We start from the raw sequence: 26,540 nt of genomic DNA on the forward strand, positions 1-26,540 counted from the left end.
GCCCGGTTACATTCCGAACCCGGAAGCTAAGCCTCACAGCGCCGATGGTACTGCAGGGGGGACCCTGTGGGAGAGTAGGACACCGCCGAACAATTCTTGGGAAAACCCCCGCACCTTCCGGTGCGGGGGTTTTCTGCATTCAGGGGCGTTCGGGGTGTTCAGGTGCGTTTAGGCTCGAAGGCATGCGCTATCGCTATGAACTCGTCATCTTCGACAACGACGGCGTCCTCGTCGACAGTGAGCCGATCTCCAACCGGATTCTGGCCGCCCATCTCACCGAGCTCGGGCATCCGACCTCGTACGAGGACTCCATCCGCGACTACATGGGATCCGCGATGCACCGGATCCATGAGCTCATCCAGGAGCGGGCGGGGCGTCGGTTGCCGGACGACTTCGACGATGTCTTCCATCGCAGGGTGTTCGCCGCGTTCGAGCGGGAGTTGAAGCCGGTGGCCGGCGTTGCCGACGTGCTGGAGAAGCTGGCGGTGGACGGGGTGCCGTACTGCGTGGCCTCCTCCGGGAGTCATGAGCGGATCCGGGTGGGGCATCGGACGACCGGGCTCGACCGGTGGTTCGAGGAGTCGAGGATTTTCAGTTCGCAGGATGTGGGGCGGGGCAAGCCGGCGCCCGATCTGTTCCTGTACGCGGCCGAGCGGATGGGGGTCGCACCTGAGCGGTGTGTGGTCGTGGAGGACAGCCCGCTGGGCGTACAGGCGGCGGTGGCGGCCGGGATGGACGTCTATGGGTTCACCGCGATGACCCCCGCGGCGAAGCTCTCGGGCGCCGGTCAACTTTTCTCGGACATGGGAGAGTTGGCTGCCCTGCTGGTCTGACAAATGTCATGCCGAGCCCTGGACGATCGTTTCTACTGGAGTACCCGTCCCCTCCGCGAAGCTGAGGGCATGACGACGAAGACGAGCAAGAAGAACCCCTTCGCCCCGCTGATCGTGGACGTGGCGGTGCCTCTCGGTTCGTACTACCTGTTCAAGGACGGCCTCGGGGTGAGCACCTTCGCGGCGCTCGCCTGGAGCAGTGTGGTGCCGGCGGTGCGGACCGTGTGGGGCCTGGTCCAGGAGCGGAAGACCAACGGCTTGGCCGGGCTCATCCTCGTCGTGAACGTGGTCTCCCTGCTGCTGAGCTTCGTCTCCGGTGACCCGCGGCTGATGCTCGCCAAGGACAGCGGGATCAGCAGCACGATCGCCATCGGGATCCTGGTCTCCGTCGCGCTCGGGAAGCCGATGATGACCGCCGGCATGAAGCCCTTCCTGGTGAAGGGGGACTCGGCCAAGGAGGCCGCCTGGCAGCGGCTGATGTCCGGGAGCGCGGCCGGGTCCGCGGACTTCCTCCGCAAGGAGCGGGCGTTCTCCGTCGTCTGGGGTGTGGTGCTGCTCGCCGAGTGCGTCGTGCGGGTCGTGGGTGCGTACACCGTCCCCGTGGACACCATGGTGTGGCTCGGCACGGTCATCATGATCGTCGCGATGGCGATCGGCTTCGTCGTCAGTGGCGGCCTGGCCGCCGGGCCGATGGAGGGGATGCTGGCCGCCGAGGCCGAGGCGGCCGAGGCCGAGGCCGGAGCGGTCGAAGGCGGGGCGGCCGAGGTCGGCGAGGTCGGGACGCCCGAGGTTGCTGTCGCCGCCTGAGCCTCCGTTCGGTAAAGCTGAGGGAAATTCATCTTTGGCTGGATCTACCCACGGGTACCCCGGGGCCCTACGCTCGCCGCCATGACAGATGTGCTGCGGCGCGGTAGGGCCTCGTTGGCGTTCAGCTTCTTCGCTCAAGGCGCCACCTTTGCGCTGCTCGTGACGCGCATTCCGGCCATTCAGGACCGGTACGGCGTTTCCGACGCGCTGCTGCCCGTCTTCCTGGCCGCCGTGCCGATCCTCGCCGGGGTCGGCAGCGTGACGACCGAGCAGCTGGTGAAGCGAATACGGCCCAGCAGGCTGCTGCGCTGGTCCCAGCCGGTGGTGCTGCTGGCGCTGCTCGGGGTCGGCGCGGGCGGGCAGATGGCCGAGCTGGCGCTGGCCCTGGCGGCCTTCGGGCTCGCCGTCGGTGCGCTGGACGCCTCGATGAACATGCTCGGGGTGAGTCTGCAGCGGACGTACGGGCGGAGCATCATGCTCAGCTTCCACGCCGTGTACAGCCTGGGCGGGATCGTGGGGGCCTCGCTGGCCTGGGTCGGGGCGCACTGGCATCTGGCGCTGTGGGTGTCGTATCTGCCGGTGGTGGCGGTGCTGCTGCCCGCAGCGTTCCTGGGGAGCCGGTGGTACGTCGACGGGGATGCGGAGCCCGTCGAGGAGGCGCAGCGGGTGGCAGCGGGCGGGGGTGTTGTCTTCAAGCTGCTCCTGCCGCTGTGTCTGGTGATGACCTTCGCCTACATCGGGGACTCGACCGTCTCCAACTGGAGTGCGAAGTATCTGCAGGACGTGCTGGGCAGCTCGGAGCAGTTGGCGACGGTTCCGTACAACGTGTACATGGTGACCACGCTGCTGGGGCGGGCCATCGGGGACTTCGGGGTACGGCGGTTCGGGGCCGTGGCGGTCGTACGGGTGGGCGCGCTGGTGGCGGCGCTCGGGTTCGCCGTGGTGTCCGTGGCGCCGGGTGCCTGGGTCGGGATGCTCGGATTCACCCTGCTGGGGCTGGGGCTGTGTGTGCTCGTGCCGCAGACCTTCGCGGCGGCGGGGAGGCTGTTCCCGGGGGCGTCGGACGCCGCCATCGCGCGGCTCAACATCTTCAACTACGTCGGTTTCCTGGTCGGTTCGCCCTTGGTGGGGGCGCTGGGGGATGCCTGGAGCTACCGCGGGGCCATGCTCGTGCCGATGGTGTTGGTGCTGGTGACACTGGCCTACGCCCGGTCGTTCGCCGCTCAACCTGACCGATACGGTGGCGGGCATGAGCGGCCGCGCACAGCTGATGTGGGACGAGGCAGTAACGGGCTATGACTTCGGTCCGGACCATCCGATGGATCCGGTCCGGCTGGAGCTGACCCGGAAACTGGTGGGTGCCTTCGGGCTCGACCGGGAACTGGAGGTCGTCTCGGCCAAGCCGGCGGGGGAGTCGACGCTGCGGCTCGTCCACCGGGAGGACTACATCGAGGCGGTCAAGGCCGCGTCGGCGGATCCGGGGTCGGCGAACGGGGCGTACGGGCTCGGAACGATGGACGATCCTGCCTTCGCCGGGATGCACGAGGTGTCCGCGCTGATCGCCGGGCAGTCGGTGGGGGCCGCGGAGGCGGTGTGGCGGGGGGACGCGCTGCACGCGGTGAACTTCGCGGGCGGGCTGCACCATGCGATGCCGGGCAGTGCGTCGGGGTTCTGCGTCTACAACGACGCCGCGCTGGCGATCGCGCGGTTGCTGGAGCTCGGGGCCGAACGGGTGGCCTATGTGGACGTCGACGTGCATCACGGGGATGGTGTGCAGGCGGCGTTCTGGGAGGATCCGCGGGTTCTGACGATCTCGCTGCATGAGCATCCTCGTACGTTGTTCCCGCAGACCGGGTGGCCGGAGGAGACCGGGGCGGAGGCGGCGGAGGGGTCTGCCGTGAACGTGGCGTTGCCGGCGGGGACCGGGGATACGGGGTGGGTGCGGGCGTTTCACGCCGTGGTGCCCGAGCTGCTGGCGGACTTTCGTCCGCAGGTGCTGGTGACGCAGCACGGGGCGGATACGCACTTCGAGGATCCGCTTGCTCATCTGGCCGTTTCGCTGGATGCGCAGCGGGCGGTGCAGGTGGCGTGTCATGACCTGGCGCACGAGTACGCGGACGGGAAGTGGATCGCGCTGGGTGGGGGTGGATACGCGGTGGTGGAGGTCGTGCCGCGGTCGTGGACGCATCTGGTGGGGATCGCGGGTGGCCGGGAGATCGCGCCCGAGACGGTGATTCCCGATGGGTGGCGGCAGGAAGTGTTCGCTCGTACGCGGCAGTTGGCGCCGGCGCGGATGACGGATGGGCGGTGGCCTGTGTCCTGGGCGGACTGGGGGTTGGGGTACGACCCCGCTGATCGCTTGGATCAGGCCGTGTTGGCTACGCGGCGGGCGGTGTTTCCGTTGCGGGGGATGCTGGCGTAGGGGGTGGGTGGTGCGGGTGGGTTTTCTCGCCCCCGCCGCCCCTACCCGTCCCATCCCCAGGGGCTGCCGCCCCTTCGACCCCGCCCGGGGGCTGCGCCCCCAGACCCCCCGCTTCCCGGCCCGGGGGCTGCGCCCCCAGACCCCCCGCTTCCCGGCCCGGGGGCTGCGCCCCCAGACCCCCCGCTTCGGCCTGGACGGCCTCGTCCTCAAGCGCCGGACGGGCTGGTTCTGCTGCCCCTCTCCGAAAAGTGAACCGTTACGCCAACCGTGCGGTCTTCCCCCGATCCCGCCCCGTCCCCCGCCCCCCGTCCGTCACCATCGCTCCCGTGTTGAGCAGTGGAGTCGTTCGGGCGCATCTTCTCGGTGCTCGGCTTGCCGGGAGTGTGGCTACTACGCGGGAGGAGAGTCTGCGGAGCTATCGGCTCTTCGCCGCTCGTGATCCTCGGGTGATGATCGGTATCGATCCCGAACGGGGCTGGGGGATGCGGGATTTGATCGGGCTCATGGCGGAAAGGTGTGGCGTTTCGGCCGACCCTGCGCATACATCCGGGCATGATGTGATCGACCCGGAGCTGACCCTGGCCGCGCTGGATGCCTTCGCGGAGCGGCTCGCCGAGGTCGCCCGGCGTGGGGCGCCGGTGCTGTTCGGTACCGGGCACCCGCATCGGCTGCTCGGTTTCTACGCCGACTTGGCAGACGCTTTGTCGGCGGCGGGATGTGAGGTCCTCACCCCCGCGCAGGGTCGCTGTGTCGACATAACGACCCGGTTCGGTCTACGTACGCACAACCTTGATTACGTACGAGGTGTCGCGCTGGCCCGGGCGGCCGGCACCGAACGCCCCGGTTGTGAGCCCGGCGCACACACGCATTCACCGCTCCCGGTTCGTACCGTGCTGGCCGCGGCGGCGGAGGGCGGCGGGCCGCTGCCCGAGCTGGTGATCGGCGATCATGGCTGGGTCTGCGGAGCAGGTCAGTTGGGGTTTGAAGCCATGGGTCTGGCGGATACGGATGACCCTGCGCTCTTTGTGGGGGAGGCGGAGGGGGTCGTGTCCGTCGTCGTTCCGGTTGATGACGCTGTGCGGTCTGATTACTACCGCCCGCTTACCCGCTACGTACTCAATCGAGCGTGTCTGTCACAGTAGGCCGCCGATGGGTGCACCTCTTCCCCACTCGCATCACCCGCCCCTACATTGGGGAGTGAGCACGCAACGACGAAGAGTCACCGGAAGGGGAAGCCGGTGGCCGTCGAGTGCGGAAGGTTCAGGTGTGTCATGGCTGCAGGTGGCGAGAGGCCTCTGAACGAGGTTCAGTTCCTTACCGTGGCGGAGGTTGCCTCGGTGATGCGAGTGTCGAAGATGACCGTGTACCGGTTGGTGCACAGCGGTCATCTGCCCGCGATCCGGGTCGGGCGGTCGTTCCGTGTCCCGGAGCAAGCGGTACACGAGTACCTCCGCGAGAGCTATGTGGGGGTGGAGACAGCCTGACGAACCCCTCGATTACGACCTCAGCGCTCGGACGGGTAGGCTGGCCCCTCGTAGGTCGTATGGGCCCATGGCGCCCAAACACCGAGTGATGAGAAGTGAGCGAGGGTAGTCGTGGGCTCTGTTATCAAGAAGCGGCGCAAGCGGATGGCCAAGAAGAAGCACCGCAAGCTGCTCAAGCGCACGCGCGTTCAGCGTCGTAACAAGAAGTAAGCGACGCCGCGAAAGCGTGTTCGCGTGGCCCCTCACCGTTGCTGGTGGGGGGCCGCCGTCATATGCGGACCGGGCGAATCTCGTCACTTCGTGCATCGGGAGGTCATCACAGCGCAACACCGACCCGCTAAGTTGGCGAGCACGGGGAACGCGGCAGGAGCGGCACAACGCCGAGGGCGGAAGGAAGGCGCTGATCTTGGGGAAGGTCGTGCTCGTGACCGGAGTGGCCCGTCAGCTGGGGGGCCGGTTCGTACGACGGATCCAGCGTGACCCACAGGTGGACCGGGTGGTCGCCGTGGACGCGGTGCCACCCGAGCATCATCTGGGCGGGGCGGACTTCATCCAGGCCGACATCCGCCAGCCCACCATCGCGCGAGTGCTGGCCGAGACGTCCGCGGATACCGTCGTGCATATGGACGTGACGGGCACAGCGCTGGGCAGCGGGAGCCGTACGACGGTCAAGGAGACCAACGTCATCGGCACCATGCAGCTGCTCGGGGCCTGTCAGAAGTCCCCGACCGTGAAGCGGCTGGTGGTGAAGTCCAGTACGAACGTCTACGGGTCCGCGCCGCGGGATCCGGCCGTCTTCACCGAGACCACCCCGGCCAAGTCGCTGCCCAGCGGAGGCTTCGCGAAGGACACGGTGGAGGTCGAGGGGTATGTGCGCGGGTTCGCCCGGCGGCGGCCCGATGTCGCCGTGTGCGTGCTGCGGTTCGCGAACATCCTCGGGCCGACCGCGGACACGCCGCTCGCCTCGTACTTCGCGCTGCCCGTGCTGCCGACCGTGTTCGGCTACGACCCGCGGCTGCAGTTCGTGCACGAGGACGATGTGATCGAGGTGCTGCGGATCGCCTCGCACGAGCCGGAGCGGGGCACGCTCAACAGCGGCACGTTCAATATCGCCGGCGACGGCGTCCTGCTGCTCTCGCAGTGCTCCAGGCGCCTGGGGCGCCCCACGGTGCCGCTGCTGCTGCCCGCGGTCACCTGGGCCGGGTCCCTGGTCCGCACGCTGGGCATGACGGACTTCTCGCCCGAGCAGATCCGGTTGCTGACCCACGGCCGGGTCGTGGCAACGGATCAGATGCGCGAGACGCTGGGATTCAAGCCGAAGTACACGACCGCGGAGACGTTCGCGGACTTCGTCCGCAGCCAGGGCCCGGGCCTGCTGCCGCCGGAGGACCTCGCGCGAGCCGTCGACCGGATCGCCGCGCTGTCCCTGCGGGACAGCGGCCACCCTCCGACGCAGAGCGCCAACTGAGGAGCGCATCAACGATGGCGGATGCCAAGGTCATTCCGTTCGACGACGACCGGACCCGCGGGAGCGCCGTACAGCGGCCGCCGCGGCGCCGGAGCGCGGGGAACCGGCGCAAGGGCGGCGAGTCCGCACTGGTCCGTGAGGTACAGCCCCTGCCCAGCAGGGCGCCCGCGCAGGATGATGTTCCCGTGACCCGTGAGGAAGAGCTGCCGCCCGAGCCGAAGCGGACGCAGGACGGCGGTCTGGAACAGCGCGTGGCGAGCGGCCTTGCCTTTCTGCGGCGGCGGCTCACGGGGAACTACGACGTCGACGACTTCGGCTACGACGAGGAGCTCACCGACCAGGTCCTGATGTCCCTGCTGCGGCCGGTGTACGAGAAGTACTTCCGGGTCGAGGTGAAGGGCATCGAGAACATCCCGGCCGAGGGCGGCGCGCTGATCGTGGCCAACCACTCCGGGACGCTGCCGCTGGACGGCCTGATGATGCAGGTCGCCGTGCACGACCACCATCCGGCGGGCCGGCATCTGCGGCTGCTCGCGGCGGACCTGGTCTTCGTGCTGCCGGTGGTGAACGAGCTGGCGCGCAAGCTGGGGCACACCCTGGCGTGCACGGAGGACGCCGAGCGGCTGCTGGGCCAGGGTGAGCTGGTCGGGGTGATGCCGGAGGGCTTCAAAGGCATCGGGAAGCCCTTCGGCGAGCGCTACAAGCTCCAGCGGTTCGGCCGGGGCGGCTTCGTCTCCACGGCGCTGCGCAAGGGCACGCCGATCATTCCGTGCTCGATCGTCGGGGCGGAGGAGATCTACCCGATGATCGGCAACGCGAAGACGCTCGCACGGCTCCTCGGCTTCCCGTACTTCCCGCTCACTCCCACCTTCCCGTGGCTGGGCCCGCTCGGGGCGATCCCTCTTCCCACGAAGTGGACGATCCAGTTCGGTGAGCCGATTCCGACGGACGGTTATCCGCCGGAGGCGGCGGAGGACCCGATGCTGATGTTCAACCTGACGGACCAGGTACGGGAACAGATCCAGCACACGCTTTACAAGCTGTTGGTGCAGCGGCGGTCCGTTTTCTTCTGATTCTTTCTTCTGCTTCGTTGTCTCGGTCGGTGTACGGCGACGGGGGCGCCCCTTCCTGGAGGGGCGCCCCCGTCGGGTTGGTCCGTGGGCTAGTTGGCGTCGTTGCTGTCGATTCCCAGGCCCGGGAGGAGGCCCGGGAGGAGGGGTGGCAAGGTGACGTCCGGCTGTGCGGTCGGGGTCTTGCTGGTGGACGGGGAGGCGCTGCCGCTGCTCTTCGGCGGGTCGAACAGGCCGCCCGTGGTGCCGCCGAGCAGGCCGTCGCTCTCGCTGCCGGACGCCGAGCCGCTGGGGCTGCCCGTGCTTGAGCTCCGGCCGGAGGCGGAGCTGCCCGTGGAGGGCGTGGTCGACCGGTGTGTGCCGGAGGAACCGGGGGACGCCGAGCCGGTGCCCTGCCGCTTGCCGTCCGCGGTCTGCGAGGGCGTCTGCGGGAGCAGGGACTGGAGCGGCGCGACCTCTTCGTCTATGGCGTCGAACACCGACGAGACCTGGTCACTGACGTCCCCGAGCTGGACGGGCAGCTTGTCGCGGAGCGCGCCCCAGGCCTCACGGTGGGACCGCGAGAAGGCGGAGAGGGCCTGGATGGGGCCCAGGGAGTCCGGGTCGCGCTCGTAGGCCGCGTGCAGCAGGCGGTGGCCCTCCGAGACGTCGTGCTGCATACCGGACAGCGTGTGGCGGATCTCGCCGATGGACTCGTGGTCCAGCTGGCCGCTGCGCCCGCGCTCCATCAGCCGTCTGGCCTCGCTCAGCCTCGTCGAGGCCTGGTCGAGATACGTCTGGCCGCGCTCGTCCTCCCCGTCGCTCAGGTAGTTGAGCTTGAAGTCCTCGATGCCGCGCTTGAGGCCGTAGAGCGAGTCACCGGGCAGCGCGTCGGAACTCGCGGCGGCCACTCCGCCGAAGGCCCCGGCGGCCACCCCGACGCTGAGTCCGCCGGCCGCGAGGCCCTTGGTCAGCCGTGAACGCGGTCGCAACTTCCCCATCGGGCCGGCCCGATGGGCGCCCTTGGCCCGGTGGGAACGCTGCTCGGGCACCGAAGGATCCGCCGCCCCGCCCACGGTGCCCTCCCGCAGCATGGCCTCCATCGCGGCCACGAGCTGGGCCCGTTGGACGACCTTGACCTCCGGGTCGAGCTCCGGTCTGGGCAGCGCGCCCAGACCGGCCGCGAGGGCCAACAGCTCGCCCTGCTCGGTCCGTTCCGCAGTCGCGGGGAGCGGTGGCGATGCTCCCGGACTCTCGGACTGCGTGGCCGCCGTGTCCCGGTCGGACTGCTCCTCCAGGGCCTGGGCGAAGGCGTTCGCCCGCCGGTGCGCCGATACGTTCGCGATCACTGGCGGCACCTCCTCTCGTCATGACGGTCGACTCCCCAGGGGGTCCTGAGGGTTGCACGCCCCCGAGCACTTCCACACGATCTGGTGATCAGGGTCGGCCCGGACGTGACCACAGGGAGCCTGTATCCCGCACAACGACTGGCGCGGCACTTGGGTTACGGACGACAGATGAATGGATCAGAAAGACAACAGGTCGTCACGGAACGTGAGTTGGTCGTTGCCTACCGTGTCCGGGCGGCGGTGCGAGTCAGCGTGCGTCGTCGGGCAGGAGCCGGGCGAGGGTGCGCACGGCCCGGTACTGGAGGGTCTTGATGGCGCCCTCGTTCTTGCCCATCACCCGGGCCGTCTCCGCGACGGAGAGGCCCTGGAGGAAGCGCAGCGTCACGCACTCCTGCTGCTGCGGGTTGAGCCGCCGTACGGCGTCGAGCAGAGCGGCGTTCGAGAGTGACTCCAGGACCGAGTCCTCCGGGGAGCGCTCGACCTCGTTGGCGTCGAGCATCTCACCGGTCGTCACTTCGAGGCGGAAACGGCTCGACTTGAAGTGGTCGGCGACCAGGTTGCGGGCGATGGTGACCAGCCAGGCCCCGAAGTCGCGGCCCTGCCAGGTGAAGGTGCCGATGCGGCGCAGGGCGCGCAGGAACGTCTCACTCGTGAGGTCCTCGGCGGTCGCCTTGCCGCCGACGCGGTAGTAGATGTAGCGGTACACCGTGTCGCTGTACTGGTCGTACAGGCGGCCGAAGGCCTCGGCCTCGCCGGACTGCGCGCGCTCGACGAGGTCCATCATCCGCGCGCTGTCGCTGTCCGCGGCCGGTCGGCGGGCGGTGGCCGCACCGGCCGAGCGGCCACGTCTGCCGACCGCGGCGCCGCCGTCGGCCAGTGCGTAGCACGGGCCCACGGGCGCGGCGGTGGCGAAGGCGGGGACGGCGGACGCGGTGGGGACGTAGCCGCGCAACAGCTGCTGGGCCGTCGCGACCGTTGCGCGCAGCGTAGCCAGGCCCGAGGCGTCAACCCCGACGTGTGGGTACACGGGACTCCCAGAGGCAGAGCTTCCATCACGTGCAGTGCGGAACCGTTCACCCGTCGTAGCGACGGAGAGGTACCGGTGTGCGTCCCAGGAGAATAACGCTTCGTGCAGGCGCTGCTACACCCAGTTGCTCAAATCATCGATTGCGTCGCTTCGGTAACCGTTTGACGCCACTTCAAGTGCCATAGAGTGAACGCTTGTTGATCGGAATAGTGCGAGTTCCTACGGAGCGAGGGCGTGTTGAGACGCCGGACGGCATAATCCGGCACCTGAGTGCGGCCGACCGGGGGGTTTGTGGTGGTGACAGAAGTGGTGACCGAAAGCGTCTACCGACGGCGTCGGTGCAGGGCGATCGCGGCCGCGGTGCCGCCGGCGACCGCTCCGACCCCCGCCGCCGCGGGGATGCCGACCTTCGCCGCCTTGCGGCCGGTGCGGTAGTCGCGCAGCCGCCAGTCCTTCTCACGGGCGTGTCTGCGCAGCTTGGTGTCCGGGTTGATCGCGTACGGGTGGCCCACGAGCGAGAGCATCGGGATGTCGTTGTGGGAGTCGCTGTAGGCGGCGCAGCGGGAGAGGTCCAGGCCCTCCGCGAAGGCCAGTGCGCGGACCGCCTCCGCCTTCGCGGGGCCGTGCAGCGGCTCGCCGACCAGCTTGCCCGTGTACACACCGTCGACGGACTCGGCGACCGTGCCCAGGGCGCCGGTCAGGCCGAGGCGCCCGGCGATGACCCCGGCGATCTCCACGGGAGCCGCGGTGACCAGCCACACCCGCTGGCCCGCGTCCAGGTGGGCCTGGGCCAGCGCCCGGGTGCCCGGCCAGATGCGCTCGGCCATGTACTCGTCGTAGATCTCCTCGCCGATCGACTGGAGCTCGGCGACGCGGTGCCCCTGCACGATCGACAGCGCGGAGTCGCGGGCGTCCTGCATGTGCTCGGGGTCCTCGACCCCGGCCAGCCTGAACCACGCCTGCTGCCAGGCGAACTTCGCCAGGTCGCGGGTCTCGAAGAACTTCCGCTTGTACAGGCCCCGGCCGAAGTGGAACAGCGCGGCACCCTGCATCACGGTGTTGTCCAGGTCGAAGAACGCGGCGGCCTTGTCGTCGCCGAGCACCGGGAAGTCGGGCTCTTCCTCGTCGGGAACACCGGCGGCGTCCTGCGAGGACTTGCGCGCTGCCTCCGCCGAGGCCTCGCCTGCCAACACGCTCCGCGCCGTGGCGGAGCGCCTACGGGGAGTGAGCCATCCGAGAGCGGCCATGGCGTGAGCATAGCCAGTTTGTTCGGTGGTTCCGGAGTCCGGAGGTTTGAACCCCGTGAACTCTCCGCGACCATGCCGTTAAAGAGGCGGGACAATGGCCGACATGAGTCCCCTCTTCCGCCGTAAGGCACCGGCCCGGCAGGACCGGCTCGTCACTCTCGTCCGCAAGCCCGGCTGTCATCTGTGTGATGACGCACAACTCGTGGTGGAGAAGGTGTGCGGTGATCTCGGTGTGGCCTGGGAACAGAAGGACATCACTCAGGATCCGCAACTGCACGACCAGTACTGGGAGCAGATTCCGGTCGTCCTGGTCGACGGTGAACAGCACACGTTCTGGCGTGTGAACGAAGAACGGTTGCGCAAAGCACTGACCGACTAGTTCAAAGTTCCACGGATGGTCGCTTAGGATCGACGGCGACTTGGTCTTGGGGGCGGGATTGACGAGGAAGTGTGCGGTTTTGCCCCCAGGAGAGAAGCGCGTGACCCCGGTCACGTTGGCCGGGCAAATCGGACACCATCTTTGTGCACGCGTTCACAAAGACATAGCCTGCTGTCGACGGGGCGGTCTGGGTACGTGTGACCGCCCGCAGCCCCGCTCTACCCGCAGGAGCACCGTGGCAACTGGCCGAACACACCGACCGGCGACCCGCAGCCGAGGGATTCCCGAGGCCACCGTCGCCAGGCTTCCGCTGTACCTCCGAGCCCTGACGGCACTGTCCGAGCGCTCGGTACCCACGGTCTCCTCCGAGGAGCTTGCGGCCGCGGCGGGGGTCAACTCCGCCAAGCTGCGCAAGGACTTCTCCTACCTGGGCTCCTACGGAACGCGCGGTGTCGGCTACGACGTCGAGTATCTCGTCTACCAGATCTCCCGCGAACTGGGCCTGACCCAGGACTGGCCGGTTGTCATCGTCGGTATCGGTAACCTCGGCGCCGCCCTCGCCAACTACGGCGGCTTCGCCTCCCGTGGCTTCAGGGTCGCCGCGCTCATCGACGCCGACCCGGCCATGGCGGGCAAGCCCGTCGCCGGCATCCCGGTCCAGCACACCGACGAGCTTGAGAAGATCATCAAGGACAACGGGGTCTCCATCGGCGTCATCGCCACCCCGGCCGGCGCCGCCCAGCAGGTCTGCGAACGGCTCGTGGCCGCCGGCGTCACCTCCATCCTCAACTTCGCGCCGACCGTGCTGACCGTCCCGGACGGCGTCGACGTGCGCAAGGTCGACCTCTCCATCGAGCTGCAGATCCTCGCCTTCCACGAGCAGCGCAAGGCCGGCGAGGAGGCCACCCCCGACGGCGGGGCCCCAGCCGTCGCAGACCGCAAGGACTCCGCCGACCAGGGGCCCGACGGGGACGTACCCGCCGTGATGCCGGCATGAGTCTCCTCGTCGTCGGACTGAGCCACCGCAGCGCTCCGGTCAGCGTGCTGGAACGCGCCGCGCTCTCCACGGACGCCCAGGTCAAGCTGCTCCAGGACACGGTCGCCGCCGAACCGGCCACCGAGGCCGCGGTGCTCGCCACCTGCAACCGCATCGAGCTGTACGCCGACGTGGACAAGTTCCACGCCGGTGTCGCCGAGCTGTCCACGCTGCTCGCCCTGCACAGCGGCGTCGGCCTGGAGGAGCTCACCCCCTACCTCTACGTGCACTACGAGGACCGGGCCGTCCACCACTTCTTCTCGGTGGCCTGCGGACTGGACTCGATGGTCGTCGGCGAGGGGCAGATCCTCGGCCAGATCAAGGACTCCCTGGCCAAGGCGCAGGAGCTGCACTCCGCCGGCCGGCTGCTGAACGACCTGTTCCAGCAGTCCCTGCGGGTCGGCAAGCGCGCCCACTCCGAGACCGGCATCGACCGCGCGGGCCAGTCCCTGGTCACCTTCGGCATGGAGCAGCTGGCCGCGGGCACCGAGGTGCAGACCTGGGCCAAGGGCAAGAAGGCCCTGGTCATCGGCGCCGGCTCGATGTCCTCGCTGGCCGCCGCGACGCTTGCGCGCGCCGGGATCGCCGAGGTCGTCGTCGCCAACCGCACCCTGGAGCGCGCCGAGCGCCTCGCGCAGCTTCTCACCGAGAGCGCCGAGACGGACGTGACAGCCCGCGCGGTACCGATGGAATCGGTGCCGTTCGAGCTGACACGTGCCGACGTCGCCGTGTCCTGCACGGGAGCGACGGGCCTGGTACTCACGGCGGACGCGGTCGCGCAGGCCGTCACGGGCCGTACCGGCGAGCCCGCCGCCGGGGCCGAGGACGGTTCCCGTACGGCGGTGCAGACGGACGTACGAACGGCTCCGCTGCCGCCCACCAGCGTCGGCACCGAGGAGAACTGCCCCCTCGACCTCCCCGCCGTACAGGGCACCGCCGGCTTCTCCGTGCTCGGCGAGGCCGCCGTCGCCGGAATGGCCGCCGCCGAGCTGGAGCAGCACGCGGCCTGGGTGGACAACGGCGCCCCGGACGCCCCCGGCCGCGACCGGCGTACATCCGCCGCGCCAGGTGCCGTCATCGCGCTCGACCCGGCCGAGGACGCCGAGGCGATCGCCGCCCTGGCCGCCGCCGTGGCGCTGGTCGGCCGCATCCCCGAGCGCCGCAGGCCCGAACCGGTGGCCGAGATACCGCGCCCGGCCCCCGCGCTCTTCCTCCTCGACCTCGCCATGCCCCGCGACATCGACGCGGCCGTGCACCGGCTGGCCGGGGTGCGGCTGGTGGACATCGAGTCGCTGGCCGAGGCGGCGGCGGACGCGCCGATGGCGGCCGACGTGGACGAGGTCCGGCGTATCGTCTCCGACGAGGTGGCGGCCTTCGGGGCGGCCCAGCGGGCCGCGCACATCACGCCCACGGTGATCGCGCTGCGCACCATGGCCGCCGATGTCGTCGCGGGCGAGATCGCCCGGCTCGACGGACGCCTCCCCGACCTGGACGAACGCCAGCGCGGCGAGATCCGGCAGGCCGTGCACCGAGTCGTCGACAAGCTGCTGCACGCGCCGACCGTACGGGTCAAGCAGCTCGCGGCCGAGCCCGGCGGCGCCGGGTACGCGGACGCGCTGCGCACCCTGTTCGACCTCGACCCCGAGACGGTGGCCTCCGTCTCCCGCGCCGAGGACAGCACCGAGAACCAGGCCAAGAACCGAGGGCCAGCATGAGTACCAAGGCACTGAGACTGGGGACCAGGCGAAGCAAACTCGCCATGGCCCAGTCGGGGCAGGTGGCGGACGCCGTACGCCAGGTGACCGGACGGCCCGTCGAGCTCGTCGAGATCACCACGTACGGCGACCGGTCCCGTGAGCACCTCGCGCAGATCGGCGGCACGGGTGTGTTCGTCACAGCGCTGCGTGACGCGCTGCTGCGCGGTGAGGTCGACTTCGCGGTTCACTCGCTGAAGGACCTCCCGACCGGGCAGCCCGCCGAGCTGGTGCTGGCCGCCGTTCCCGAGCGCGAGGACCCGCGTGACGTGATCGTCGCCCGGGACGCGCTGAAGTTCACCGACCTCCCGCGGGGCGCCCGCATCGGCACGGGTTCGCCGCGCCGCATGGCGATGCTGAACGCGTACGCGCGCAGCCATGGGCTGGACATAGAGACGGTCCCGATCCGGGGCAACGTCGACACCCGCATCGGATTCGTCCGGGACGGCGAGCTGGACGCGGTCGTGCTGGCCGCGGCCGGCCTCAGCCGCATGGGCCGGATCGAGGAGGTGACCGACTTCCTGTCGGTCGACACGGTTTTGCCCGCCCCCGGCCAGGGGGCCCTGGCGATCGAGTGTGCCGCGGACAACGCGGACCTGATCGCGGCGCTCGGCAGGCTCGACGACCCGTTCACGCGGGCCGCCGTGACCGCCGAGCGGTCACTGCTCGCCGCCCTGGAGGCCGGCTGCAGCGCCCCCGTGGGCGCGCTGGCCGACTTGCTGGCCGACGGGCAGATTGTCAAGGAAATGCGCCTGCGCGCTGTCGTCGGTACGACCGACGGCTCCCGCACGGTGCAGCTGTCCACCACCGGTCCCGTGCCCGAGACGTACGAGCAGGCAGTGGCGCTCGGTCGCGAACTCGCCACCGAGATGCTTGCCCAGGGCGCGGCCGGTCTGATGGGGGAGCGAGCACATTGAGCCCCACCACCCTTCCCGCCGCCGGTCCGGAACACGGGCACGTCACCTTCCTCGGTGCCGGACCCGGGGATCCGGGACTGCTGACTCTGCGCGCCGTGGAGGCACTGTCGAACGCGGACGTCCTGATCGCCGAGCACGACGTGCTCGACGTCATCCGGACGCACGCCCGACAGGGTGTCTCCGTCGTGCCGACGGACACGGATTCCTCTTTGGATACGTATCCGGGCAAGGGCACGCCTCAACTGGCGGTTGTTGACGGCGCGTCAACAACCGCTGGGGTCCCGTCGGTGCGGGATGCGGCTCATCTTGTCATGGAGGCCGCGCGGGGCGGCAGGCGGGTCGTGCGTGCGGTGTCCGGGGACCCCGGGCTCGACGCGTACGCCGCCGAGGAGATGCTGGCGTGCGCCGGCGCCGGGGTGCCCTTCGAGGTGGTCCCCGGTGTCGCGGCCGCGGTCGGTGTGCCCGCGTACGCCGGTGTGCCGCTGCGGGACGCGCAGGGCGCGGACGTCCGGTTCGTGGACGCCCGTACGGCGTCGGACCGGTGCTGGACGGAGGTGGGCGCGTCGGACGGCACGGTCGTCGTCTCGACGACGCTGGACTCCGTGGCGGCGGCCGCGGGCGAGTTGGTGGCCGCCGGCCGCAAGCCGGACACTCCGTTGACGGTCACCGTCGCGGGTACTACGACGCGTCAGCGCACCTGGACCGCCACGCTCGGCACGATCGCGCAGACCCTGAAGCAGGCGAAGGTGCTGCCGTCCCCGGAGGGCGGCCGGCCGGTGATAGCCGTGGTCGGTGAGCGCTTCGCGGCCGCCCAGCGCGACCAGTTGTCGTGGTTCGAGTCCAAGCCGCTGTTCGGCTGGAGGGTGCTCGTACCGCGTACGAAGGAGCAGGCGGCGTCGCTCTCCGACCAGCTGCGGTCGTACGGGGCCGTGCCGCACGAGGTGCCGACGATCGCCGTCGAGCCGCCGCGGACGCCCCAGCAGATGGAGCGCGCGGTGAAGGGCCTGGTGACCGGCCGTTACGAGTGGATCGCCTTCACCTCGGTCAATGCCGTGAAGGCGGTCCGGGAGAAGTTCGAGGAGTACGGCCTCGACGCGCGCGCCTTCGCGGGCATCAAGGTGGCCGCGGTCGGCGAGCAGACGGCGAAGGCGCTGATCGCCTTCGGCGTGAAGCCGGACCTGATGCCGAGCGGCGAGCAGTCCGCGGCGGGCCTGCTGGAGGACTGGCCGCCGTACGACCCCGTCTTCGACCCCATCGACCGGGTGTTCCTGCCCCGGGCGGACATCGCCACGGAGACCCTTGTCGCCGGGCTGATCGAGCTGGGCTGGGAGGTCGACGACGTCACGGCGTACCGCACCGTGCGGGCGTCACCGCCGCCGGCGGAGACGCGGGAGGCGATCAAGGGCGGTGGCTTCGACGCGGTCCTGTTCACCTCGTCGTCGACGGTCCGGAACCTGGTCGGCATCGCTGGCAAGCCGCACAACGTGACGGTGATCGCGTGCATCGGCCCGGCGACGGCGAAGACGGCGGAGGAGCACGGCCTGCGCGTCGACGTCATGGCTCCCGAGCCGTCCGTCCACAAGCTGGCGGAGGCCCTGGCCGACTTCGGCCTGAGGCGCAGGGCCGCGGCCCTGGAGGCCGGCGACCCCGTCACACGGCCGAGCGAGCGCCGGCCGGGGGCGCGGCGGCGTCGGTCGACGACTTAGCCGGATCCCGCGCGTGCGCTGAAGTGCAACGCCCCCCTCTCCTGCGGGAGGCGGGGGCGTTCGCGATTGGTGCGGGTAGCGGGTGGGCGTCGAGTTCGCGGAGGGACCGGCCGACTTCGGCCTGCGCCGCCGGCCTGCGGCGCTCGGGGCGGGGGATCCCGTTGCGCGGCCGGGGGTGGCGGCGTCGGTCGACGACGTAGCGGCTCCGCGCCCGGTGTGACGTGCTTGCGCCCGTCTCCTGCGGGAGGCGGGGGCGTTCGTCATTGGTGCGGGTAGGAGGAGGGCGAGTGAGCGTCGGCCGGGGCGCGGCGGTGTCGGTCCATGGCGGGGCGCTCTCTGTGCGTCAGTAGGCGTGTCGGTCGGCCTTGTGGGTCCAGGCTTCGTAGGCCTCGGCGCCGAGTTCGGGGAGGATCTGTTCGACGTGGATGCGGCGCTGGTCGAGGGGGCGCCGGAAGTCCTCGTACTGGAACGAGTCGTCGAAGCCGATTTCCCGAGTGGCCGTCAGATCGCAGCTGTAGTAGACGTCGTCGATCCGCGACCAGTAGATGGCGCTCATGCACATCGGGCAGGGCGCGCCGCTGATGTAGATCGAGCAGCCCTGGAGCATCCTGGCCCGCTCCGGCACCGGGTCGGGGGAGCCTTCGGGGCGCGGAACGTATTCGAGTGTGCTCTCGTTCTGGTGTTCCGGCGATATCGACGGCGCCGCGGGGTTCAGGCGCTGTATGGCCTTGCGGATGCTCTCCATTTCGGCGTGCGCGGTGGGATCGCCGGTGAGCAGTACACGGTTCTGTCCCGTGGCCACGATTTCGCCGTCCCGGGTGAGCACGGCGCCGAACGGCCCGCCCCAGCCCCTCACGACGGATTCTGTGGCCAGCCGTACCGCTTCGGCCAGGAACTCTTTGTGACCCATGTCGGACCTCCACTCAGCACTGCCGAGAAAAAATGCCCTGCCTTTCCCCGTTTGTTCGATAACTACCCTTTGAACTACACTACTCCGTATGGGTTCACGTGCAATCCATGCCCCGGCCGGAGACGGTGCGACCGTTGTGACCTCCCAAAAGGTGCGGGAAGGCTGCGAAGACGACTATCAGCGCTGGCAGGAGCGGACCAACCGGGCCGTGCGCGCATTTGACGGATTCGAGGGGACGGAAATGTATCCCCCGGGCGCCGGTGACGAGCGCGCCTGGGTGGTGGTCTTCCGTTTCTCCCGTCTCGACCAGCTGACCGCATGGCTGGACTCCAGCGAGCGCCGGGAACTGCTGGCCGAGGCCCGCCCGCTGTTCGACGGGACGCCGACACAGGAAGTCCTGGCCGGCGGTACGCCACCGCAGGCCAAGGAGGAGGCCGTCACGGCGGTCATCTCCCATCATGTGCGCCCCGGCCGCGAGGAGGACTTCGCACGGTGGCAGGCCAAGGCCTTCAAGGCCCAGGCGAAGTACCCGGGTTTCATGGGCAACGAACTGTTCAGGCCCGTTGAGGGAATCCAGGACAACTGGGTCGTCGTCTTCCGCTTCGACACCCGTCAACACCTCGACGAATGGCTCGCGTCGGACACCCGCCAAAGGCTCCTGGAAGAGGGCGAGCGCTACTTCTCCGGCTACGACGTGCACAAGGTGGGGTCGGCCTTCAGCGGCTGGTTCCGCTTCGGCGCGGGCGAGGACAACGCGGTCCCGCCCAACTGGAAACAGGCCATGTCCGTGGTGCTGGGGCTCTATCCCACCGTGATGGTCCTGAACCTGACGGTCGGTCGTGTGCTGACCGACCTCCGAGTGCCCGGCTACCTCAGCCTGTTCATCTCGAACGTGCTGAGCGTCTCCATCCTGACCTGGTTCATGATGCCCCTGGTGAACCGCATCTTCGCCTTCTGGCTGGTGCCCCAGCGGGCGCGTTCCGTGCGCACCCATGTGGCGGGGGCGGCCCTCGTGATGCTGGGCTGGGCGCTGTGCATCCTGATTTTCGGGCTCACAAGCGGCTGAGGAGCCGGCATGAGTGAAGAGTTCGAGGGACACATCGTCCGACGGGGCGACGCCGCCTACAACAGCACCTGGTCGGCCATGCTGTGGAATGAGCTCAAGCCGCAGCGCTTTCCCGATCTGATCGTCCGGGCCGCCACCGAGCGCGACGTCCCGGCCGCCGTCCGGCTGGCCCGCGCCGAGGGGCACCGGATCGCCCTGCGCTCCCAAGGACACAGCTGGTGCGGCTCACCGCTGCGTGACGGCGGCATGCTCATCGACCTCTCCGCGCTCAACGCATGCGAGATAGACCCGGCTTCGTGCACCGCCACCGTGCAGCCGGCGCTCACCGGGCGCGAGTTCGTCGCCGCGCTCGCCCCGCACGGCCTCGCCTTCCCGGCCGGGCACTGCGGACCCGTCGCCCTCGGTGGCTATCTGCTCAGCGGTGGCCTCGGCTGGAACGCGGGCGTCCTCGGGCCGGCCGCCGCAAGCGTGCGGGCGGTCGAGGTGGTCACGGCGGACGGCTCCACTCTCACCTGCAGCAAGGACGAGCACCCCGACCTCTTCTGGGCCGCCCGTGGCGCGGGCCCCGGCTTCTTCGCCGTCGCCACCCGCTTCCATCTGGCGCTGTACGACCTGCCGACGGCGGTCGCCGAGACCACCTACGCATTCCCCCTGGCCGACGTCGAACCGGTGACCCGCTGGGCCACCACGGCGGCCAAGCGGCTGCCGCCCAACGTCGAGGCGTCCTTCATGCTCGCGACCGCCTCCCCGGACTACGCGACGGCGACGCCGAGGCCCAAGGTGATCGGCTTCACCGGCACCGCCTTCGCCCGCACGCATGAGGAGGCCGTCGCCTGCCTGGAGCCGCTGCGGGACTGCCCCCTGGCCGACCGCGCCCTGTTCCGCAGGGTGGACGAGCCCAGGACCTTCGAGGACCTCTACGACACGTCGTCCCGCTTCTGGCCCCGGGGCCACCGCAATGTCGTGGACACCCTGTGGTCGGACACCGGGCACGAGACCCTGCTGCCCGCGCTTGCCGCCTCCGTCGCCGCGGCCCCCTCCGAGCAGTCGCTCGTCCTGGCGCCCCTGTGGCCGGTCTCGCGGGACCGCTCCCTCTCGCGCGACATGGCCTTCCCGGTCCTGGGCGAGACCTATCTGGCCCCCTTCGCGACCTGGGACGACCCGGCCGCGGACGCCGACAATGTGCGCTGGCTGCGGGACACGATGCGGATCGTCGAGCCGTACGGAACCGGCCACTACATCGCCGAGGCCGACCTCACCGCCGATCCGTCCCGGGCCCGGCGGTCGTACACCCCGGCCGGCTGGGAGCGGCTGCGGGCGCTGAAGGCCGCGTACGACCCGGAGAATGTCTTCCACACCTATCTCACGCCGTGACACCGGGGGCCGACAGGGCGTCGGCAAAGGGGCCCCTGAGCCAGGCGTAGCGTAGAGCGCATGACGAAGTACGGCTCCTTCCCCGGTTCGCGGCCCCGGCGACTGCGGACGTCCCCCGTGATGCGTCGCATGGTCGCCGAGACCCGGCTGCACCCCGCCGACCTCATCCTCCCCGCCTTCGTGCGCGAGGGAGTCGGTGAGCCGGTGCCGATCGCCGCCATGCCCGGCGTCGTACAGCACACGCGGGACAGCCTGAAGAAGGCGGCCGCGGAGGCGGTCGAGGCGGGGATCTCCGGGATCATGCTCTTCGGCGTGCCCGAGGAGGGGAAGAAGGACGCCTTCGGCACTCCCGGGACGGATCCGGACGGGATTCTGCAGGTCGCCATCCGCGATGTGCGGGCCGAGGTCGGGGACGACCTGCTGGTCATGTCCGACCTGTGCCTCGACGAGACCACCGATCACGGGCACTGCGGGGTGCTCGACGAGCACGGCCGCGTGGACAACGACGCCACCCTGGAGCGGTACGCCGAGATGGCGCAGGTGCAGGCCGACGCCGGTGCCCATGTCGTCGGGCCCAGCGGAATGATGGACGGGCAGATCGGGGTCGTCCGCGACGCGCTCGACCAGATCGGCCGCGAGGACGTCGCCATCCTCGCCTACACCGCCAAGTACTCCTCCGCGTTCTACGGCCCCTTCCGCGAGGCCGTCGCCTCCTCGCTCAAGGGCGACCGCAAGACCTACCAGCAGGACCCCGCCAACTGGCGGGAGTCCCTGCGGGAGTTGGCCCTCGACCTGGAGGAGGGGGCCGACATGGTGATGGTGAAGCCCGCCGGACCCTACCTCGACATCCTGGCGAGGGTCGCGGACGCCGTCGACGTGCCCGTCGCCGCGTACCAGATCTCCGGCGAGTACTCGATGATCGAGGCCGCCGCCGAGAAGGGCTGGGTCGACCGCGACCGCGCCATCCTGGAGACGCTGACGGGCATCAAGCGGGCCGGCGCCCGGAACATCCTCACCTACTGGGCCACCGAGGTCGCCCAGCGGCTGCTCTGACGCGGCTCACCAGTTGAGGGCGTCGTCCGCGTCCTGCTGCCAGTACGTCACCTTCAGCGAGCTGTCGTAGTACACGCCCTTGGCCGGCAGCGACGGGGTCGCGGACGCGCCGCCGCTGCTGTTGGGCGTCTTGCCCTGGAAGGCGACGGTCAGCTTGTGCCCCGTCGTGCCGCCCTCCCCGCTGCCGTCGGCGGCGGACAGCAGGACGCCCGCGTAACCGGACTCGCCGGGCGCGAGGGTCGTCACGGCCTGCGGGTGGGTCTCCTCGGCGGCCTGCGGCACCCACTGCATCTCGTCGAAGCGGAGCACCGGGTAGTACGTCAGGTCGCAGTACTTCGACCCGGTGTTCTTGACCGTGATGAGCATGTGGTTGAGCGGGCGGGGGACCGGCTGCGCGGTGACCTTGGTGTTGGAGCCGTTGCACAGGACGCGGTTCTTCGGGTCCCACGGTTCCGAGGAGCCGCCGCCCGAGGAGCCCTTGGCGGACCCGGACGAGCCCGAGGACGAGGACCCCTTGGCCGATCCGGACGAGCCCGACGCGGAGCCCGAAGTGGAGCCCGAGGCGGAGCCCGAACCCTTCGTGGTGTCGGCGGTGGGTGTCGCGGCGCCCTTGCCGCCCGCGGTCGTGGCCGCCGTGGTGGAGGTCCGCGACGCGCCTTCGTCCTTGATCCCGTCACCGCCGTTGCACGCCGTGAGGGCGAGGGCGGCGAGGGTGGCTCCGGTGACGGCGAGCAGCGGGGTACGGCGGGTACGCATGGCAAGTCCTCTTTCGAGCGGAGGGTGGTGTCGTGCTTGGATGACCAGAGCCTGCGGGGCGATCCGTCCCACCTGCCACACCCGGCGGCCGATCAGGGACGCTGGAATGGCCATACAGGCTCTGACCTGCGCAAACAGTCCTTCTCTGGAACGCGGGAGTGGGACACCGGGGATGGAGGAACAGTGCCGGACAGCACTGTCGGCGGCGGCTTCGCCGAGCTGCTGCGGGAGTTGAAGGACCGTTCGGGGCTCAGCTACGGCGTGCTGGCCAAGCGGCTCCACATGAGTACGTCGACGCTGCACCGCTACTGCAACGGGGATGCCGTACCGGCGGACTACGCCCCCGTGGAACGGCTGGCCCGCCTCTGCAAGGCCGCGCCCGAGGAACTGGTCGAGCTGCACCGGCGTTGGGTGCTGGCGGATGCGATGCGGGGGCGGAAGGGGGAGGCGGCTCCGGCGGGCTCCGTGCCGGAGGAGGCGGAGGAGGCGCGGGAGCCGGAGAAGCCGAAGGGGGCAGAGGGGGCGGAGGAGCCGGACAGGCCCGAGGAGTTCCGGGAACCGGTGACCTCGGTCCGTACGGACACCCGTCGTCGTACCCGCACCGCCCTCGTCGCCGGTATCGCGGTCGCCGCCGTTCTCGGTGCGGTCACGCTGGCGGTGAAGTTCTCGTCGGACGGTTCGGACGGCGCGCACGGCGGTCCCGTCGCGGCGGCCTCGGCACAGGGCGGGACCGCGGACGGCGCACACTCCGCGAAGACACCGGGCGGCACCGCCTCGCCGTCCGAGTCGGCCACCGGGTCCGCCTCACCCTCGCGCTCTGCCTCCGCCTCCTCCTCCGCGACGGACGAGCGGGATCAGCCGGGCGCCCGCGGCAAGGCCGGGGCCGGTGAGACCGCCACCGCGCCGCCCCTCACCGTCGCCACCCACCCCTACACCTGGGAAAGCCCCTGCGACCAGCGCTACTTGATCGACCGGCCGCCGACGAAGGTCGCCCCGCCGCCGACCGAGAACGACGCGACGGCCTGGGTGGCCGCGCACGGTGCCGTCTCCTCGGGGGAGCAGTACGTCACGCTCACCGTGCAGGGCACCGGCAAGGAGACCGTGGTCGTCGAGAGTCTGACCGTTCGCAGCGACAAGCGCTCGCCCCTCGCCTGGAACGACTACGCGATGGGCTATCCGGGCGTCGGCTGCGGCGGTGGCGTCCCGACCCGCTCCTTCACCGTCGCCCTGGACGCGGCGCGCCCCGCCGTCGTCCCGGAGGCGGGGCACCGGAACTTCCCGTTCAAGGTGAGCGAGTCGGACCCGGAGGTCTACTACATCAGGGCCGACGCCTCGGCGTACGACGTGAGTTGGTACCTGGAGCTGAAATGGTCCAGCGGCGCCCGCCACGGCACGCTGCGGATCGACGACCACGGCAGGCCGTTCCGCACGAGCGGCAACAACGGGCGGCCCGCCTACGAGTTCCCGCTGGGCGGCTCGGGCTGGGTCGACGAGGGGACGACCAAGTTCTGAGAGGACGTTCCGGTGTGCGCCGGAGCGTGCCGGGAGGCCGAGGAGGAGGGTCCCTCGTCGCGTATGCCCTGGCCGTCCTGGCAGGCCGAGAGCGTGAACACGGCGACCAGCGCGAGTGCTGCGGCGGCGAGGGGGCGTGGGGGCATGGGGGGCTCCTGGGCGCGAGGGGGGGCGTATGCGGAACGGCGCTCGGTGTGCCCCCAGCCTGCGAGGAGATCCGGGCCGTTCGCCACCTTCCGCGGGGGATTCGGGACGCCTGAACCGGGACCACGCGTCTGACCTGCGGAAACGAATACCTCTGGGACGGCGTTCCGGGACGTGCGGACGTGTCCGGATCGCGGAATCAAGGGTGTAGGAAGCAGCTACCTTCCTAGGCTGCGGGCACGGACCCATACGCGCAGCCTGCCGAAGGAGCCATTGCCATGACCGTCACCGAGCCCGCCGCCTCCTCCACCGTCCCCGTCCCGCCGCTCGCCGCGCGGGCCCGTACGGTCGGCGGCTCGCCGGTGCGGGACATCCTCGCGGTCACCGCCCGCCCCGAGGTGATCAACTTCGCGGGCGGTCTGCCGGCACCGGAACTGTTCGACCGCGAGGGGATCGCGGCCGCGTTCCACCAGGTCCTGGCCCAGGTCCCGGAGCGGGCGCTCCAGTACTCCACGACGGAGGGCGAACCGACGCTGCGCGCGGGACTCGCGACCCGCATCTCCACACAGGGGCTGCCCACCACCCCCGACGACCTGCTGATCACCACCGGCTCGCAACAGGCACTCTCGCTCCTCTCGACGGCCCTGCTCGACCCCGGGGACACGGTCCTGGTCGAAAGCCCCTGCTATCTGGCGGCACTTCAGGTGTTCGGACTGGCGGGCGCGCGGGTGGTGGCCGTGCCGGGCGACGACGACGGAGTGGACCCGGCGGCGCTGGAGGAACTGATACGGCGCGAGCGGCCCAAGCTGCTCTACCTCGTCCCGACCTTCCAGAACCCCACCGGCCGCACCATGCCCACCGCCCGCCGCGCGGCCGTGGCCTCGGCGGCAGCCCGGCACGGCCTGTGGATCGTCGAGGACGACCCGTACGGCGAACTGCGCTACGAGGGCGAGCGGGTGCCGTGGATCGCCACCCACCCCGGCGCCGAGGACCGCACAGTCCTCCTGGGCTCCTTCTCCAAGGTCATGGCACCGGGCCTGCGCCTCGGCTGGCTACGCGCCCCCGCCGAACTGCTGCGCGCCTGCGCGGTCGCCAAGCAGGCGGCGGACCTGCACACCCCGACACTCAACCAGCTCGCCGCGGCACGCTACTTGGACGTGCTGGACGCCCATGTGGCGAAGGTCCGGGCGGTCTACGGCGAACGCCGGGACGCCATGCTCGCCGGACTCCCCGAAGCCCTCCCGGACGGCTCGTCCTGGAACCGCCCCGAGGGCGGCATGTTCCTCTGGGCCCGCCTCCCGGACTCGTACGACACCACGGCCCTGCTCCCCCAGGTGGTGAAGCAGGACGTGGCATACGTCCCGGGCGCACCCTTCTACGCCGCGGCCCCCGACCCCTCGACCCTGCGCCTGTGCTTCGTGACCCAGACTCCCGAGGAAATCGGCGAGGGCCTGCGGAGACTGGCCAGGGGCCTGGGCATCTGAAGCCGCGGGCGGCTCACCGGCGGGTCAGTCCCACCAGAAGGACCAGGTGTGGGCGCCGACCAGGCGCTTGGCGTAGGCCTGGAGGTCCTCGCCGGACTCGTCCGGGCAGAACGCGAAGTGCTCGACCGCGAGTGCCTCCGCCTCGGCCGGTGTGGTGGGCGGCGCCGCGACCGAGACGGTCAGCCGGGCGTAGGAGAGCGCTATGACACGTGTGCCGAAGCGGTCCTCCCAGGAGCGCAGTACGGCACAGAGGCGGGCCACGTCGGGCTCGTAGTTGAGGGGGCCGGTCCAGCCGAAGGCCGCCGGGACATCGGCGGAACGGCGCGCCGGGACGAGGGCCAGCCGGTGGTCCGCCGACCTGGGAGCCGCCTCCAACAGAGCCGCCACCGCCTCGGCCGCCCGCGCCTCCGGGTCCACCCCGTGCGTCCCGGCCGGCGCGAGTCCTGGCCACTCGTCCCACGCCTCGGCCAGCACCTCCTCCGCGTCGTGGTCCCCCGGGTACGACGTCTCCTCGGGGAGCAGCTCCCAGTTCTCCGGGCCGCCCAACTCACCACCGGCGTCTATGAGCAGCGGGAGGAGTCCGGCCTTCCGTGGGGCACGCTGGAGCGCGGCCCAGCCGCTGAGCGCCGCGGGGCCGTCGGCGTACCACAACAGCTCGTCGATCACACGCCCAGGCGGGAGTTGAAGCCCCAGCGAGCGGCCGCTCGGGTCGGTCGCCAGTGTGGGCAGCGGGTTGGGAAGAGTCGCCATGCCAGTGACTGTA

The 26,540-nt window shown here is 70.4% G+C and carries 25 protein-coding genes and 1 rRNA gene; 20 read left to right on the forward strand and 6 right to left on the reverse strand.

Annotation, left to right across the window (positions count from 1 at the left end; translation table 11 throughout):
* The 10 genes from rrf to ACZ4EG_RS35585 form a co-directional block, all read left to right on the forward strand.
* A 5S ribosomal RNA gene (gene rrf, locus ACZ4EG_RS35540) occupies nucleotides 1–91 on the forward strand; the annotation flags it as partial.
* Between the two features lie 91 nt (nucleotides 92–182).
* A complete protein-coding gene (locus tag ACZ4EG_RS35545) occupies nucleotides 183–833 on the forward strand; it encodes an HAD family hydrolase (protein WP_467793522.1) in 651 nt (216 codons plus the stop codon).
* A gap of 69 nt (nucleotides 834–902) precedes the next feature.
* Nucleotides 903–1,640 carry a VC0807 family protein gene (locus ACZ4EG_RS35550; protein ID WP_467793523.1) on the forward strand — a complete coding sequence of 246 codons (738 nt, stop codon included), beginning with the start codon at nucleotides 903–905 and terminating at the stop codon, nucleotides 1,638–1,640.
* Nucleotides 1,641–1,721: 81 nt separating this feature from the next.
* Nucleotides 1,722–2,939 (forward strand): MFS transporter, encoded by a 1,218-nt coding sequence (locus tag ACZ4EG_RS35555; RefSeq protein ID WP_467793524.1) that lies wholly within the window; start codon nucleotides 1,722–1,724, stop codon nucleotides 2,937–2,939.
* Nucleotides 2,890–4,062, forward strand: a complete 1,173-nt coding sequence (locus ACZ4EG_RS35560; protein ID WP_453559253.1) for an acetoin utilization protein AcuC — start codon at nucleotides 2,890–2,892, stop codon at nucleotides 4,060–4,062. The genes ACZ4EG_RS35555 and ACZ4EG_RS35560 overlap by 50 nt, the downstream gene beginning before the upstream one ends.
* 326 nt (nucleotides 4,063–4,388) lie before the next feature.
* On the forward strand, nucleotides 4,389–5,204 hold the full coding sequence (locus ACZ4EG_RS35565; protein ID WP_453559256.1) for a phosphatase: 816 nt from the start codon (nucleotides 4,389–4,391) through the stop codon (nucleotides 5,202–5,204).
* A gap of 129 nt (nucleotides 5,205–5,333) precedes the next feature.
* On the forward strand, nucleotides 5,334–5,546 hold the full coding sequence (locus ACZ4EG_RS35570; RefSeq protein WP_263216600.1) for a helix-turn-helix domain-containing protein: 213 nt from the start codon (nucleotides 5,334–5,336) through the stop codon (nucleotides 5,544–5,546).
* 111 nt (nucleotides 5,547–5,657) lie between these two features.
* Nucleotides 5,658–5,756 (forward strand): 30S ribosomal protein bS22, encoded by a 99-nt coding sequence (locus ACZ4EG_RS35575; RefSeq protein WP_003948845.1) that lies wholly within the window; start codon nucleotides 5,658–5,660, stop codon nucleotides 5,754–5,756.
* A gap of 196 nt (nucleotides 5,757–5,952) precedes the next feature.
* Nucleotides 5,953–7,014, forward strand: coding sequence for an NAD-dependent epimerase/dehydratase family protein (locus tag ACZ4EG_RS35580; protein ID WP_316758918.1), 1,062 nt, complete (start codon nucleotides 5,953–5,955; stop codon nucleotides 7,012–7,014).
* Between the two features lie 14 nt (nucleotides 7,015–7,028).
* Nucleotides 7,029–8,087 (forward strand): lysophospholipid acyltransferase family protein, encoded by a 1,059-nt coding sequence (locus tag ACZ4EG_RS35585; RefSeq protein ID WP_453559259.1) that lies wholly within the window; start codon nucleotides 7,029–7,031, stop codon nucleotides 8,085–8,087.
* An 89-nt stretch (nucleotides 8,088–8,176) separates the two neighbouring features.
* Here ACZ4EG_RS35585 and ACZ4EG_RS35590 read toward each other — a convergent pair whose 3' ends face one another.
* The 3 genes from ACZ4EG_RS35590 to ACZ4EG_RS35600 all read right to left on the reverse strand — a co-directional run bounded on the left by ACZ4EG_RS35590 (nucleotide 8,177) and on the right by ACZ4EG_RS35600 (nucleotide 11,686).
* The gene (locus tag ACZ4EG_RS35590) at nucleotides 8,177–9,412 is read right to left on the reverse strand and encodes a DUF5667 domain-containing protein (protein ID WP_467793525.1); all 1,236 of its coding nucleotides are present in this window, start codon (nucleotides 9,410–9,412) and stop codon (nucleotides 8,177–8,179) included.
* Nucleotides 9,413–9,659: 247 nt separating this feature from the next.
* Nucleotides 9,660–10,439, reverse strand: a complete 780-nt coding sequence (locus ACZ4EG_RS35595; protein WP_263211187.1) for an ECF subfamily RNA polymerase sigma factor, BldN family — start codon at nucleotides 10,437–10,439, stop codon at nucleotides 9,660–9,662.
* Between the two features lie 323 nt (nucleotides 10,440–10,762).
* Entirely contained in the window at nucleotides 10,763–11,686 is a 924-nt protein-coding gene (locus tag ACZ4EG_RS35600; protein WP_453559265.1) for an HAD family hydrolase, read from the reverse strand.
* A 103-nt stretch (nucleotides 11,687–11,789) separates the two neighbouring features.
* Between ACZ4EG_RS35600 and ACZ4EG_RS35605 the strand changes: the two genes are divergently transcribed.
* From ACZ4EG_RS35605 to ACZ4EG_RS35625, 5 genes are all read left to right on the forward strand, one after another.
* Nucleotides 11,790–12,065, forward strand: coding sequence for a glutaredoxin family protein (locus ACZ4EG_RS35605; RefSeq protein WP_453559268.1), 276 nt, complete (start codon nucleotides 11,790–11,792; stop codon nucleotides 12,063–12,065).
* Between the two features lie 235 nt (nucleotides 12,066–12,300).
* Complete coding sequence (locus ACZ4EG_RS35610) at nucleotides 12,301–13,062, forward strand: redox-sensing transcriptional repressor Rex (protein WP_453559271.1); 762 nt, start codon at nucleotides 12,301–12,303, stop codon at nucleotides 13,060–13,062.
* Complete coding sequence (locus ACZ4EG_RS35615) at nucleotides 13,059–14,816, forward strand: glutamyl-tRNA reductase (RefSeq protein WP_467793526.1); 1,758 nt, start codon at nucleotides 13,059–13,061, stop codon at nucleotides 14,814–14,816. The genes ACZ4EG_RS35610 and ACZ4EG_RS35615 overlap by 4 nt, the downstream gene beginning before the upstream one ends.
* Entirely contained in the window at nucleotides 14,813–15,772 is a 960-nt protein-coding gene (gene hemC, locus ACZ4EG_RS35620; RefSeq protein ID WP_467793527.1) for a hydroxymethylbilane synthase, read from the forward strand. Before ACZ4EG_RS35615 ends, hemC begins: the two co-directional genes overlap by 4 nt.
* The gene (locus tag ACZ4EG_RS35625; RefSeq protein WP_467793528.1) at nucleotides 15,769–17,478 is read left to right on the forward strand and encodes a bifunctional uroporphyrinogen-III C-methyltransferase/uroporphyrinogen-III synthase; all 1,710 of its coding nucleotides are present in this window, start codon (nucleotides 15,769–15,771) and stop codon (nucleotides 17,476–17,478) included. The genes hemC and ACZ4EG_RS35625 overlap by 4 nt, the downstream gene beginning before the upstream one ends.
* Nucleotides 17,479–17,821: 343 nt before the next feature.
* Here ACZ4EG_RS35625 and ACZ4EG_RS35630 read toward each other — a convergent pair whose 3' ends face one another.
* Nucleotides 17,822–18,388, reverse strand: a complete 567-nt coding sequence (locus ACZ4EG_RS35630; protein ID WP_467793529.1) for a nucleoside deaminase — start codon at nucleotides 18,386–18,388, stop codon at nucleotides 17,822–17,824.
* A gap of 88 nt (nucleotides 18,389–18,476) precedes the next feature.
* Here ACZ4EG_RS35630 and ACZ4EG_RS35635 point away from each other — a divergent pair, with 88 nt between their 5' ends.
* The 3 genes from ACZ4EG_RS35635 to hemB are packed head-to-tail and all read left to right on the forward strand — an operon-like array spanning nucleotide 18,477 to nucleotide 21,881.
* The gene (locus ACZ4EG_RS35635) at nucleotides 18,477–19,454 is read left to right on the forward strand and encodes an antibiotic biosynthesis monooxygenase (RefSeq protein ID WP_467793530.1); all 978 of its coding nucleotides are present in this window, start codon (nucleotides 18,477–18,479) and stop codon (nucleotides 19,452–19,454) included.
* 9 nt (nucleotides 19,455–19,463) lie between these two features.
* Nucleotides 19,464–20,828 (forward strand): FAD-binding oxidoreductase, encoded by a 1,365-nt coding sequence (locus ACZ4EG_RS35640; RefSeq protein ID WP_467793531.1) that lies wholly within the window; start codon nucleotides 19,464–19,466, stop codon nucleotides 20,826–20,828.
* Between the two features lie 60 nt (nucleotides 20,829–20,888).
* Nucleotides 20,889–21,881 carry a porphobilinogen synthase gene (gene hemB / locus ACZ4EG_RS35645; protein WP_467793532.1) on the forward strand — a complete coding sequence of 331 codons (993 nt, stop codon included), beginning with the start codon at nucleotides 20,889–20,891 and terminating at the stop codon, nucleotides 21,879–21,881.
* Nucleotides 21,882–21,887: 6 nt separating this feature from the next.
* Here the strand turns inward: hemB and ACZ4EG_RS35650 are convergent, their stop codons facing one another.
* Nucleotides 21,888–22,637 carry a DUF4232 domain-containing protein gene (locus ACZ4EG_RS35650; protein WP_467793533.1) on the reverse strand — a complete coding sequence of 250 codons (750 nt, stop codon included), beginning with the start codon at nucleotides 22,635–22,637 and terminating at the stop codon, nucleotides 21,888–21,890.
* Between the two features lie 183 nt (nucleotides 22,638–22,820).
* On the opposite strand from ACZ4EG_RS35650, the gene ACZ4EG_RS35655 reads away from it, so the two are divergent.
* Nucleotides 22,821–24,149, forward strand: coding sequence for a helix-turn-helix domain-containing protein (locus ACZ4EG_RS35655; protein WP_467793534.1), 1,329 nt, complete (start codon nucleotides 22,821–22,823; stop codon nucleotides 24,147–24,149).
* Between the two features lie 422 nt (nucleotides 24,150–24,571).
* A complete protein-coding gene (locus ACZ4EG_RS35660; protein ID WP_467793535.1) occupies nucleotides 24,572–25,777 on the forward strand; it encodes an aminotransferase-like domain-containing protein in 1,206 nt (401 codons plus the stop codon).
* Between the two features lie 24 nt (nucleotides 25,778–25,801).
* Here the strand turns inward: ACZ4EG_RS35660 and ACZ4EG_RS35665 are convergent, their stop codons facing one another.
* Nucleotides 25,802–26,527 (reverse strand): DUF4253 domain-containing protein, encoded by a 726-nt coding sequence (locus tag ACZ4EG_RS35665; RefSeq protein ID WP_453559298.1) that lies wholly within the window; start codon nucleotides 26,525–26,527, stop codon nucleotides 25,802–25,804.
* Nucleotides 26,528–26,540 lie beyond the last annotated feature (13 nt).

This window comes from Streptomyces sp. NPDC025638, assembly GCF_055558775.1.